Annotated in this window: 9 protein-coding genes; 7 read left to right on the plus strand and 2 right to left on the minus strand. The window is 67.4% G+C overall.

Annotated elements, in window-relative coordinates:
• Positions 1 to 58 precede the first annotated feature (58 nt).
• Positions 59 to 1,675 carry a GMC family oxidoreductase gene (locus LN047_RS16070; protein ID WP_373979560.1) on the minus strand — a complete coding sequence of 539 codons (1,617 nt, stop codon included), beginning with the start codon at positions 1,673 to 1,675 and terminating at the stop codon, positions 59 to 61.
• A gap of 221 nt (positions 1,676 to 1,896) precedes the next feature.
• Here LN047_RS16070 and LN047_RS16075 point away from each other — a divergent pair, with 221 nt between their 5' ends.
• The 7 genes from LN047_RS16075 to LN047_RS16105 all read left to right on the plus strand — a co-directional run bounded on the left by LN047_RS16075 (position 1,897) and on the right by LN047_RS16105 (position 10,777).
• Complete coding sequence (locus LN047_RS16075; RefSeq protein ID WP_373979561.1) at positions 1,897 to 2,772, plus strand: LysR family transcriptional regulator; 876 nt, start codon at positions 1,897 to 1,899, stop codon at positions 2,770 to 2,772.
• Positions 2,773 to 3,132: 360 nt separating this feature from the next.
• On the plus strand, positions 3,133 to 5,694 hold the full coding sequence (gene nirB / locus LN047_RS16080; RefSeq protein WP_373979562.1) for a nitrite reductase large subunit NirB: 2,562 nt from the start codon (positions 3,133 to 3,135) through the stop codon (positions 5,692 to 5,694).
• Entirely contained in the window at positions 5,694 to 6,044 is a 351-nt protein-coding gene (gene nirD / locus LN047_RS16085) for a nitrite reductase small subunit NirD (protein ID WP_056319035.1), read from the plus strand. The genes nirB and nirD overlap by 1 nt, the downstream gene beginning before the upstream one ends.
• Positions 6,045 to 6,110: 66 nt before the next feature.
• Positions 6,111 to 6,923, plus strand: coding sequence for a formate/nitrite transporter family protein (locus tag LN047_RS16090; protein WP_056319032.1), 813 nt, complete (start codon positions 6,111 to 6,113; stop codon positions 6,921 to 6,923).
• A gap of 12 nt (positions 6,924 to 6,935) precedes the next feature.
• Positions 6,936 to 8,681, plus strand: coding sequence for a protein kinase (locus LN047_RS16095; protein WP_373979563.1), 1,746 nt, complete (start codon positions 6,936 to 6,938; stop codon positions 8,679 to 8,681).
• 12 nt (positions 8,682 to 8,693) lie between these two features.
• Positions 8,694 to 9,470 (plus strand): uroporphyrinogen-III C-methyltransferase, encoded by a 777-nt coding sequence (cobA, locus tag LN047_RS16100; protein WP_373979564.1) that lies wholly within the window; start codon positions 8,694 to 8,696, stop codon positions 9,468 to 9,470.
• Between the two features lie 44 nt (positions 9,471 to 9,514).
• Positions 9,515 to 10,777: a nitrate- and nitrite sensing domain-containing protein gene (locus tag LN047_RS16105; RefSeq protein WP_312538818.1), complete on the plus strand. Its 1,263-nt coding sequence runs from the start codon at positions 9,515 to 9,517 to the stop codon at positions 10,775 to 10,777.
• Between the two features lie 55 nt (positions 10,778 to 10,832).
• On the opposite strand, the gene LN047_RS16110 is transcribed toward LN047_RS16105, so the two are convergent.
• A complete protein-coding gene (locus LN047_RS16110) occupies positions 10,833 to 12,359 on the minus strand; it encodes an MFS transporter (protein WP_373979565.1) in 1,527 nt (508 codons plus the stop codon).

The raw sequence follows: 12,359 nt of genomic DNA on the forward strand, positions 1-12,359 counted from the left end.
CCCCGCTTCGCTCGGCAAGCCGCCCCATACCGGGCGGCTTGCTGTCATTGGCGCGCTGCTATGCGCCCGCTTCTTCCCGAATCATGTCCGCCGCGCGTTCCGCGATCATGATGGTCGGCGAATTGGTGTTGCCCGACGTGATGCGCGGCATGATGGATGCATCCGCGATGCGCAGCCCTTGCAGCCCATGCACGCGCAGCCGCGCGTCGACCACCGCGCCTTGGTCGGCGTTGCGGCCCATCGCGCAGGTGCCCACCGGATGGAAGATCGTGGTGCCGATCTTGCCGGCTGCCTGGCGCAGTTCGTCCTCGGTCTGGAAGGCCGGACCCGGCAGCCATTCCTCCGGCTGGTAACGCTGCAGGGCGGGCGCGGCGGCGATGCGGCGCACGAGGCGGATCGAATCGGCGGCGACTTGCAGGTCTTCTTCGGTGCTGAGGTAGTTGGGGCGGATGACAGGGACCTCGCTGCCCTTCTGCCCCGCCGGACCCTGCGCATGCACACTGCCGCGCGACGTGGGACGAAGATTGCAGACGCTGGCGGTGAAGGCGTCGAACCCATGCAGGGGTTCGCCAAAGGCGCCCAGCGACAGCGGCTGCACGTGAAATTCGACGTTGGCGCGGTCCTGGCCAGGATCGGATTTTGCAAACGCGCCCAACTGCGAGGGCGCCATGCTCATCGGGCCGCTGCGGCTCATCAGGTATTCCAGCCCGATGCCCGCGCGGCCCAGCCACGTGGAGGCGATGCGGTTCAATGTCTTGACGCCGTTCACCTTGATGATGACCCGCAGTTGCAAATGGTCCTGCAGGTTCTCGCCCACGCCGGGCAAGGCGTGGCGCAGCGTGATGCCGCTTTCGCGCAGGCGCGCGGGCTCGCCGATGCCCGAGACTTCCAGCAGGTGCGGCGAGTTGACCGCACCCGCGGCCAGCACGACCTCGCGCCGCGCCCGCAGCGACATTGCGCGCCCGGCGCGGTTGATGAGCACGCCCACGCAACGCTTCGCGTCGAACTCAAGCTGCTCGGCCAGCGCACCCGTCATCACGTGCAGGTTCGGGCGTTTCTGCACGGGGCGCAGGAATGCCTTGGACGTATTCCAGCGCCAGCCGCTGCGCTGGTTGACCTCGAAATAGCCGCTGCCGAAGTTGTCGCCGCGGTTGAAGTCCTGCACGCGCGGAATGCCTTCCTGTTCGGCTGCGGTGGCAAAGGCTTCCAGAATGTCCCAGCGCAGCCGCTGCTGCTCGACGCGCCATTCGCCGCCCGCGCCATGAAATTCGTCGGCGCCCCGGTGGTAGTCCTCGCTACGCTTGAAGACCGGCAGCACCTCATCCCAGCTCCAGGCCGCGTCGCCGGACAAGGCGGCCCAGTCCTCATAGTCCTGTCTCTGGCCGCGCATGTAGATCATGCCGTTGATCGACGAGCAGCCACCCAGCACGCGGCCGCGCGGATAGATGAGCGAGCGCCCGCCCAACCCGGGTTCCTCGGCCGTCCGGTACATCCAGTCGGTGCGCGGGTTGCCGATGCAGTGCAGGTATCCGACCGGGATGTGAATCCAGTGATAGTTGTCGCGCCCGCCGGCCTCCAGCAGCAGGACCTGCACGGCAGGATCGCGGCTCAGGCGGTTGGCCAGCACGCAGCCGGCCGAGCCCGCGCCCACGATGATGTAGTCGTATGTCTCCATAAGCTCTTCTTATCTAGTCCGGACCCGATTCGGATGCCGGCACGGTGAGCCGCCCCGGCTGCGACGCGGTGCGCGCGCCGGGAATCTGCCGAGACTCTGGCGCACGGCGAGGCGGCTGTCCAATGAAATGTTGAAAAGGGCTTTATTAGTGTCTCTAATAATGCTCGGCAGTTTCACGGCGAATCAGGGGTCAGACGCCCCCACATCTTCTGGAAGCATTCATGGATCTGAAGCACATCCGCACTTTCGCCGCCGTCGCGCGGGAGGGCAATCTGACCCGGGCGGCCGAGCATCTGCACCTGACGCAGCCCGCGCTGAGCCTGCAGCTCAAGAACTTCCAGGAATCGCTGGACCTGACGCTTTTCTCCCGCACCGCGCAAGGGCTCGCGCCGAATGCGGACGGCCGGGCGCTGCTGGCGCCGGCGCAGCGGGTGCTGGATGCGCTGGACGACTTCCAGCGCGCCATCGGCGCGTTGCGCGACACCGTCCAGGGCGAACTGCGGATCGGCACGATCCTGGATCCGGAGTTCCTGCGCCTGGGCGCCACGCTGCAATACCTGGTCGAGCATTACCCGAAGATCCGCCCCACCCTGCGGCACGGCATGTCCGGATCGGTCGGACGGCAGGTGCGCGCAGGCGACCTGGACGTGGGCTTCTACCTGGGCCCCCCGCACCCAGCCGGCCTGCATGCCCAACCGCTCGCTTCGTTTTCCTATTACGTCGTCGCACCCAAAGGCTGGAGCGCGCAGGTCGCCGGCCGGGGCTGGGCCGAGATTGCAGCGCTGCCCTGGATCTGGACCCCACCGGATTCCGTCCATCACCGGCTGCTGTCCGACAAGTTCGACGCGTTGGGCATCACGCCCCACGCAGTGGCCGAGGTGGATCAGGAGGCTTCGATGCTGGATCTGGTTCGTTCGGGCGTTGGGCTGTCGCTCGCCCGCGATTCGATCGCCCTGCGCGAATCGCAGTCCAGCGGCCTGCAACTGGTCAAAGGCTTGTCGATCCAGGCCGAGCTGTCGTTCATCACACAGACGGCGCGGCGCGACGATCCCCTGGTCGCGGCTGCCTTTGCCGCGGTGCAGGCGGCGTTCGCCTGACACCGGCCGCGCCGCGGCCTTAATCCCGATCAAGCGCCGGTACGTCATGTTGCGCTGCGCCAAACAAGTGCAGACCGCACACGGATATGCACCGATCCGAGGCATGCCCGCCCACGACCGCAACAGCCGCGACTGCCGCCGCGAGGCCGCCGGCGCGCCCGCTTTCCCTATGAACCGCAAGGAAATTCCCGCCGTCTGCATGGCATTCAACATACCTGGCATGGACTTTGCTTGATAGCGCTTGTGCGGGTGCAAACCCGGCAAGACAACGTGAGCATTACCGGCAATGGCGCCCCGACCGAAAGGTCCAGGGCGCCGTTTGTCTTTTGAAATCCGAAAATCCAAGCCTGGGGAAATCCCATGAATGCAGCGGCCACATCCGATTCCTTGCAGACGCTGGTTGTCATCGGCAACGGCATGGTGGGCCATCATTGCGTCGAGCAATTGATCGCCCGCGGCGCCCTTGAGCGTTATCGCATCACCATCTTCGGCGAGGAAACCCGCCGCGCCTACGACCGCGTCCATCTGTCCGAATACCTGAACGGCCGCGACGCCGAGTCCATGGCGCTGGGCGAGGCCTCGCTATATGAACAGGAAGGCGTGACCCTGCGCTTGGGCGAGCCCGTGGTGGATATCGACCGCCGCGCCCGGGAAGTTGTCACCGCCAATGGCCGCTTCGCCTACGACAAACTGGTGCTGGCAACCGGCTCCTATCCCTTCGTGCCGCCCATCGCGGGCGCCGAAGGCCATTCGCGGCTGGTGTACCGCAGCATCGACGACCTGGACCTGATCCGCGAGGCAGCCAGCGGCGCGCGGCGCGGCGTGGTGGTGGGCGGCGGCCTGCTGGGCCTGGAAGCGGCCAATGCGCTCAAGTCGCTGAATCTGGAAGCCCACGTCGTCGAGTTCGCGCCGCGCCTGATGCCGGTGCAGCTGGACGAGGCCGGCGGCGCCGCGCTCAAGGCGCGCATCGAGGCGCTGGGCGTGGGCGTGCACTTGTCACGCGCCACGCAGGACATCAAGCCCGGCACGCAGTACCGCTACCGCATGCGCTTTGCCGAAGGCGCGCCGCTGGAAACCGACCTGATCGTGTTTTCGGCCGGCATCCGTCCGCAGGTGTTCCTGGCGCGCAAGGCCGGACTGGCGCTGGCCGAGCGCGGCGGCGTCGCCATCGACGACCACTGCCGCAGCAGCGACGAACACATCTACGCGATCGGCGAATGCGCGTCCTGGAACGGCACGGTCTTCGGCCTGGTGGCACCCGGCTACCAGATGGCGCGCATCGTTGCCGCCGAACTGTGCGGCGCGCCCGAAGCGGCCTTTTCGGGCGCCGACATGTCCACCAAGCTCAAGCTCCTGGGCGTGGACGTGGGCTCGATCGGCGATGCCCACGGCGCCACGCCGGGTTCGCGCAGCTACCGGTACATCGACGAAGCGGGCGCCAGCTACCGGCGCCTGGTCGTGTCCGCCGACGGCAAGCGCGTGCTGGGCGCCGTCCTGGTGGGCGACAACGGCTACTACGACACCCTGCTGCAATACGCGCAGAACGGCATCGCGCCGCCCGCGGATCCGTCCAGCCTGATTCTGCCGCAAGGCCAGGCCGCGCCGCTGCTGGGTGTGGACGCCCTGCCCGCCACCGCCACGATCTGCTCGTGCCACAACGTCAACAAGGGCGCGATCTGCGACGCCATCGACGGCGGCTGTACGGACCTGGCCGGCGTCAAGGCCTGCACCAAGGCGGCCTCGGGCTGCGGCGGCTGCGCGGGCCTGCTCAAGCAGGTGGTCGAGCACGAACTGGCCAGCCGCGGCGTTGTGGTCGACAAGAGCCTGTGCGAGCACTTTGCCTACACCCGCCAGGAGCTGTACGCGATCGTGCGAGTGAACGGCATCGAGACCTTCGACGAACTGCTGGCCAGCCACGGCCGCGGCCAAGTCGGCTGCGAGATCTGCAAGCCCGCGGTGGGTTCGATCCTGGCGTCCTGCTGGAACCGCCCCATCCAGGACCCGCACCTGGTGCCGCTGCAGGACACCAACGACACCTTCATGGCGAACATGCAGAAGAACGGCACCTACTCCGTGGTGCCGCGCATGCCCGCCGGCGAGGTCACGCCCGACGGCCTGATCGCCGTCGGCGCCGTCGCCAAGAAATACAACCTGTACGTCAAGGTGACGGGCGGCCAGCGCATCGACCTGTTTGGCGCGCAACTGCACGAGCTGCCCGGCATCTGGTCGGAACTGATCGCCGCCGGCTTCGAGACGGGCCACGCCTACGGCAAGTCCACGCGCACGGTGAAGTCCTGCGTGGGCAGCACCTGGTGCCGTTTCGGCGTGCAGGACAGCGTGAAGATGGCGCTGGACATTGAGCACCGCTACAAGGGCCTGCGCGCCCCGCACAAGCTGAAGTTCGCCGTGTCCGGCTGCACCCGCGAATGCGCCGAGGCCCAGAGCAAGGACATCGGCGTGATCGCCACCGAGAACGGCTGGAACCTGTATGTGTGCGGCAACGGCGGCATGCGTCCGCGCCATGCGGAACTGTTCGCGACCGACCTGGACGATGCCACCCTCATCCGCTACATCGACCGCCTGCTCATGTTCTACATCCGCACGGCCGACAAGCTGCAGCGCACGTCCGTGTGGCGCGAATCGCTGGAAGGCGGACTGGACTATCTGAAGCAGGTCGTCATTGAGGACAGCCTGGGCCTCGCCGCCGAGCTGGAAGCGCAGATGCAGTTGGTCGTGGACCGTTATGAATGCGAATGGGCCAACGCGCTCGGCGATCCCGAAAAGCTCAAGCGCTTTCGCACCTTCGTCAACGACAGCCAGGGCGATCCCGACATCAAGTTCGTGCAGGAACGCGGCCAGCCCCGGCCCGCGCCGGCGCCCGCCGCGCAGCGCGTCATTCCCATTGCCGAGGAGATCGTCTGATGGCCGCCCAACCTGCTCAACACCCTGTCTGGCGCCACGCCTGCGACCGCCGCGACCTCGTGGCCAATTCCGGCGTCGTGGCGCTGGTGGACGGCGCGCAAGTGGCGCTGTTCTACCTGCCCGACGCCGGCGGCCAGACGCTGTACGCCGTGTCGAACCGCGACCCGAAATCGGGCGCCAACGTGATTGGCCGAGGCATCGTCGGCCAGCTGGCTGGCGACCTGGTGGTGGCCTCTCCGCTCTACAAGCAGCACTTCCGGCTGGCGGATGGCAGCTGCGTGCAATTCCCGGAACAACGCCTGCAGACCTGGCAGGCGCGCTTTAACGGCGACGCGGTGGAAATCGCCTGACGGGCGCCGCCGGATTCATTCCTACCCGGATTCATTCATACCTTCAGCAAAGCAACAGGAAACATCATGTCCTACCTAGCTCCTTCCGAGTTCGTCACCAAGATGGTGGACGCGGGCGAATCAAAGCTCTACATGGCGACGCGCGACGTCCTGATCCGCGCCTTCATGGCCGGCGCCATCCTGGCGATTGCCGCGGTCTTTGCCGTCACCGTCACGGTGCAGACCGACTCGCCCATCCTGGGCGCCGCGCTCTTTCCGGTGGGATTCTGCATCCTGTACCTGATGGGCTTCGACCTCTTGACCGGCGTGTTCGTGCTGACGCCGCTGGCGCTCTTTGACAAGCGGCCGGGCGTCACGATGGGGGGCATTCTCAAGCACTGGGGCCTGGTGTTCATCGGCAACTTCCTCGGTGCGCTGACCGTGGCCGTGCTGATGGCCATCGTCTTCACGTACGGCTTTTCGGTGCCGCCCAACAAGGTGGGCCAGGTCATCTCGCACATCGGCGAGAACCGCACGCTGGGCTACAAGGAATACGGCGCGGGCGGCATGCTGACCATCTTCATCCGCGGCGTGCTGTGCAACTGGATGGTGTCGCTGGGCGTCGTGGGCGCCATGATCTCGACCACCGTCAGCGGCAAGGTCATCGCGATGTGGATGCCGGTCATGCTGTTCTTCGCAATGGGCTTTGAACACTCCATCGTCAACATGTTCCTGTTCCCGTCGGCGATGATCATGGGCGGCAATTTCTCGATCATGGACTACATGATCTGGAACGAAATCCCCGTGGTGCTGGGCAATCTGATCGGCGGCATCTCGCTGACGGGCCTGACCCTCTACACCACCCACATGAAGACCGCGCCCAAGCGCCGATTCAGCTGATTGCCGCCAAGCATGGACAGCTACACGCCCGGCGCGCCCGCCGCCTCGCTCAAGGTGGCGGTGGGCCAGCACACCGATCCCGGCGTCAAGTCCGTCAACCAGGACTTTCACGGGCTGTGCGTGCCGGACGAACCGCTGCTGGGCGCCAAGGGCATCGCCATCGCGCTGGCCGACGGCATCAGCAGCAGCAACGTCAGCCACATTGCCAGCGAAACGGCCGTGGCCAGCTTCCTGGAAGACTATTACTGCACCTCCGAAACCTGGTCGGTGAAAAAGTCCGCGCAAAAGGTGCTGAGCGCGGCCAATGCGTGGCTGCACGCGCAGAGCCGCCAGCGCCACGGTCAGGACCAGGACAGCGGCTATGTCTGCACGCTGACCGTGATGGTGCTCAAGGGCGCCACCGCGCACATCCTGCACATCGGCGACGCGCGCATCTATCGCCTGCGGGACGGCGCGGTGGAGCAGCTGACCGAAGACCATCGCGTCTGGGTCGCGCACGACAAAAGCTATCTGGGCCGCGCGCTGGGCCTGGCGCCCCACCTTGAGATCGACTATCACACGCAAGCCGTCGAGCCGGGCGACGTGTTCGTGCTGGCCACCGACGGCGTCTACGAACACGTGACCGACGACGACCTGCGTCACGCCGTGGCGGCGCACGCGGACAATCTGGACGACGCCGCCCGAGGGCTGGTCGGCCAGGCGCTTGCGCGCGGCAGCGACGACAACCTGACCGTGCAGATCGTGCGCGTGGACGCCCTGCCCGCGCGGCAGGCGGGCGAGATCGCCCAGTACTCGGGCAGCCTGCCCTGCCCCCCGCTTCTGGAGGTCGGCCAGACCTTCGAAGGCTTTCACATCACGGACGAATTGCGCGCCAGCAGTCGCAGCCACGTCTACCTGGCCGAAGACCTACACAGCGGCGACACGGTGGTCATCAAGATCCCGTCGCTGGACTTGCGCCATGACCCGGCCTACCTGGAGCGCCTGCTGACCGAAGAATGGCTGGCGCGCCGCATCGACAGCCGCCATGTGGTGCGAGCCTGGCCGCGCACGCGCCAGCGCCGTTCGCTCTACACCGTCAGCGAATACCTTGAAGGCCGCACGCTGACACAGTGGATGGCGGCCAACCCGCGCCCCGAACTGGAACCGGCAATCGCCATCATCGAGCAGGTCGCGCGCGGCCTGCAGGCCTTTCACCGGCTGGAGATCGTGCATCAGGACCTGCGGCCGGACAACATCATCATCACGCCGGACGGCACGGCAAAGATCATCGACCTGGGCTCGGCGCGCACGGCCGGCATTCAGGAGCTCGGCGCCGAGGGCGACGACGTCATGCCCGTGCTGGGCACCGCCCAGTACGCCGCGCCCGAGTATTTTTTGGGCGAAGCCGGCACCGCGCGGTCCGACATCTATTCGCTGGCCGCGATCCTGTACCAGATGCTGTCGGGACGGCTGCCCTACGGCGCCGAGGTCGCGCGCTCGCGCAGCCGCGCCTCGCATTTGCGCCTGACGTACGTGTCCGTGCTGGATCGCGAGCGCGAGATTCCCGCATGGGTCGACGGGGTGCTCAGCCGCGCCCTGCACCCCGATCCGCAGCACCGCACGCCCGAGCTGTCCGAATTCACGCACGCCCTGCGCCACCCGGGCGACATGCTCGGCGCCGAGCGCCTGCCTCTCCTGGAACGCAATCCGGTCGCCTTCTGGAAGGGCCTCTGCCTGATCCTGGCCATCGTGATCGTGATACTTGCCTTCAACCGTTGAACCGAGGCCGCCATGTCCGCCCACCTCCCCACCGTATCCCTGATCGGCGCTGGCCCTGGCGATCCCGAGCTGCTGACGCTCAAGGCCGTCAAAGCCCTGGGCCGCGCGGACGTGGTCCTGGTCGATGACCTGGTCAATCCCGAAATCCTGCAGCACTGCCCGCGCGCCCGCATCGTGCATGTGGGCAAGCGCGGGGGCTGCCGCTCGACGCCGCAGGAATTCATCCAGCGCCTGATGCTGCGGTACGCCCGCCAACGCCTGCGCGTGGCGCGCCTGAAAGGCGGCGACCCCTGCATCTTCGGCCGCGGCGGCGAAGAAGCGCAGTGGCTCAGCGACCACGGCGTCGCCTGTGACATCGTGAACGGCATCACCGCCGGGCTGGCCGCGGCCACGTCCGCCGGCATCCCGCTCACGCAGCGCGGCATGGCCCAGGGCGTTACACTCATCACCGCGCATTCGCAGGACGGCGCGACGCCCGATTGGTCTGGCTTGGCGCGCAGCGGCACGACGCTGGTCGTCTACATGGGCGTGGCCAAGGTGCACGACATGCGCAGCCAGTTGCTGGCTGCCGGCATGGCCCCCGACACGCCCGTCGCGATGATCGAGCGTGCATCGCTGCCCGGCCAGCGGGTATGCGCCTCGACGCTGACCGCCATGGCGGCCGACGCCCAGGCCTTCCGGTTGCGCAGCCCGGCCGTGCTGGTCATTGGCGACGTTGCGGCTTGCCGGATGTTCGGCGCGCTGGACGACGCGGCCGGCGCGACGATCCCGCAACGCCGCATGGCCTGAGGTTTGCGCGGTGCCCCGCGCATTGATAACGCATAGAGATTCCGATGGCCGAACGCCACATGCCGCCGCCGCTGCGCTTTCTGCTCGCCGCCCGCCGCAGCGAGCTCCAGGGCCTCGAAGCCCTGGCCGCCACCTGCGATCTGGTGCTGCGCATCAGCGCGCTGGTGCACGCGCTGCAAAAAGAGCGCGGCTATTCCAACCTGACCCTGTGCAGCCCAGCGGACCGGCTTGAGCCGGCGCTGGCGGGCCTGTCCAGCGATGCGCAGGCGGTTGAGACCGACGTGCGCGCCTTTCTGGACGGCCTGGAAGCCGACCCGGCAGGCGCCAGCGGCCGGGCGCGCCTGCTCAATTGCATCGCGTATGCCCTATTCCGGCTGGACGAACTGCCAGCCTTGCGCCGCGAGGTCCGCGACCGTCGCGTGCCGGTCGAAGACGCTGACGCCCGTTTTACCCAGGTGATCGGCAGCCTGCTGGCGGTGGTCTTCGAGGCCGCCGACGCATCGCTCGACCCAGGTGTGACGCGCCTCCTGGTGGCGCTGTTGAATTTCATGCAGGGCAAGGAACTGAGCGGCCAGGAGCGCGCCTGCGGCGTCATGGGCTTTACCGCCGGCTGGTTCGACGACGCGCGCAAGGCGCGGATGCTGGGTCTGGCGGCGAACCAGGCGCGCAGCTTTGGTGTCTTCACGCAGTACGCGCAAGGCGCGCCGCTACAGGCGTGGGATCAGGTTCAGCAACAGGCGCAGCCGGTGCAACGCATGCGCGACATGGCGCAACACACCAGCGACGCGCAGCGCGTGGACACCGGTCTGGCCGAACTGTGGTTCGACCTGTGCACCGCACGCATCGACGCCATGCGCACGGTCGAGACGCAACTGGCGCAGGAACTGGCGCAACAGTGCGCGCGCCGCATTGCCGACACCCGCCAGGAACTGGACGACCGCCGCCTGCTGCTCAGCCGGTACACGGATCACGCCAGCGGCCGCGCGCCCAGCATGGTGTTCAGCGTGCAAAGCCGCATCCTGGACGTGCCCCCCGAAGACGGCGTGGGCAACGAAATGGAACGCTCGATCCTGGACATGATGCGCGAGCAGACCCTGCGCATGCAGCGCGCCGACGACGCGCTTAGCAGCGTGCGCGGCGCGCTGGACGAAAGAAAGCGCATCGACCGCGCCAAGCTGCTTCTGATCAGCCGCTACGGTCTGACCGAGCAAGCCGCGCACGAACGCCTGCAACGCGCGGCAATGGACGGCGGCCTGTCGCTGGCGGACGTGGCGCGGCAGATCATCGCCCAGCTCGGGGGCAACTGAATCTTCGCGGTTTGCGGCAGCCGCCCCAGCTGAATACGGCCCAGCGGAACACACGCTAGCGGAACACCCGCTGCACCAGGCTGACGGCTGCTGCCGCCAGCGCCACGCCCGCCACCACCCGGAAATGGTCCAGGCTGGCCAGCAGCGCCGCCTGCTCGTTCAGCAACTGCGCGATCCGCGCCGTGGCAAGCTGCTGGGCCTGCCCCGGCCCCGCCACCGCCGCAAAGTGGGCGGATAGCTGCGCCATCACCGCTTCGAAATGCGCGTTGCCGGTCGCGATGCCCGTCAGAAGCACCGTGTAGTGCCGCGACGTGAACCACTGCTGGCCGACGGTGGCCAACATGATGCCCAGCGCCTGGCCAACCTGCGCCAGCATGTTCTTGACCTGCTGGGCATGGGCGAACACCGCGGGATCGCCCGTCAAGCCGGTAAAGGTCTGCATCGCGGTCGTGGGCATGAGCATCATGATGAAGACGCCATAGCAGGCCAGCGCCGGCAGCACATCGGTCCACAGGTTGGCAGTGGGAGTCAGACGCGACATCAACACGCCGAACGCAGCCAGCGCCAGAAAGCCGGTCACGAAGAACTTGCGCGGCGACGGCCAGCGCGGCAGCAATTGCGACATCACGACCCAGGTCATGACCCCCGCCCCCAGTCCCATCGCAAAGAACTCGCCCGCCGTCATCCAGGTCTGTCCCAGCCCGCGTTGCAGCATCAGCGGCACCAGATAGCCATTGGCGCCCAGCATCACATAGCAGGCCATGAACAGGCCCAGCCCGCAAAGGAAACGCACTTCCTTCATGCCGCCCAGCCGCAGCAGCGGCGCGCCGTTGCGCGTTTCGGACCACACAAAGTAGCCCAGCGCGGCCACGCCCGCCGCCGCGGACAGCGCCAACCATGCGAACTCGCTGAAGAAGTCGTAGTAGGCGCGCTGCAAGGCATGCAGCACCAGGAAACTGCCCGCGCCCAGCGCGGCGATCGGCGCGAGGCGCACGTTGCCGGACAGCACCGACCCCGCCTCGCGGCCCGGCATGACCAGCATCACCGGCGCCATCGCCAGCAACGACAGCGCCGCGATCAGCCAGAACATCAACGGCCAGCCGTCGTGCTCGACCGCCATCGCAGCCAGCCAGGGCGCCAGCGCCGTGCCCACGCACAGCCCCGTCGCCAAGGCCTTGATGCCCAGAAATCGAGCCGGACTGGGCGGAATCAGGTTGACCGTCAGCCGCGACGACGTGAGCATCGCCGCGCAGCCCGCCGCCATCAGGACGCGGCCCAGCAGAAATTGCGCCGGATCCTGCGCCAGCGCGCACACCCCGGCCCCCGCGCCTGCCGCGGCCAATGACGCCAGCAGGTAGGCGCGCAGGCCCAGCCGATGCGTAAGCCACCCCTGCAACGCGATCATCATCACCGCCACGCAGGCGTAGATGAGCGCGATATGCGTGTATTCCTCGGGACTGGCGCCGATTTCGCCCATGATGGGCGCCGCGCCAAACGTCGCCATGCCGTTCTGCAGAAAATCGATGAACGTCAGGGCGCCGATGACCAGCAGCAGCGCGACCGGAGGTTTCGGTGGGGACAT

This window comes from Achromobacter sp. JD417 (assembly GCF_041879325.1).
Lineage (GTDB): Bacteria > Pseudomonadota > Gammaproteobacteria > Burkholderiales > Burkholderiaceae_B > Achromobacter > Achromobacter mucicolens.

Excerpts from the sequence above, each read along its gene's own strand:
- LN047_RS16105 (WP_312538818.1), top strand. The coding sequence starts at position 9,515 with ATGGCCGAACGCCACATGCCGCCGCCGCTGCGCTTTCTGCTCGCCGCC.
- LN047_RS16110 (WP_373979565.1), bottom strand. The coding sequence starts at position 12,359 with ATGTCCCCACCGAAACCTCCGGTCGCGCTGCTGCTGGTCATCGGCGCC.
- LN047_RS16095 (WP_373979563.1), top strand. The coding sequence starts at position 6,936 with ATGGACAGCTACACGCCCGGCGCGCCCGCCGCCTCGCTCAAGGTGGCG.
- LN047_RS16075 (WP_373979561.1), top strand. The coding sequence starts at position 1,897 with ATGGATCTGAAGCACATCCGCACTTTCGCCGCCGTCGCGCGGGAGGGC.
- LN047_RS16070 (WP_373979560.1), bottom strand. The coding sequence starts at position 1,675 with ATGGAGACATACGACTACATCATCGTGGGCGCGGGCTCGGCCGGCTGC.
- nirB (WP_373979562.1), top strand. The coding sequence starts at position 3,133 with ATGAATGCAGCGGCCACATCCGATTCCTTGCAGACGCTGGTTGTCATC.
- cobA (WP_373979564.1), top strand. The coding sequence starts at position 8,694 with ATGTCCGCCCACCTCCCCACCGTATCCCTGATCGGCGCTGGCCCTGGC.
- LN047_RS16090 (WP_056319032.1), top strand. The coding sequence starts at position 6,111 with ATGTCCTACCTAGCTCCTTCCGAGTTCGTCACCAAGATGGTGGACGCG.
- nirD (WP_056319035.1), top strand. The coding sequence starts at position 5,694 with ATGGCCGCCCAACCTGCTCAACACCCTGTCTGGCGCCACGCCTGCGAC.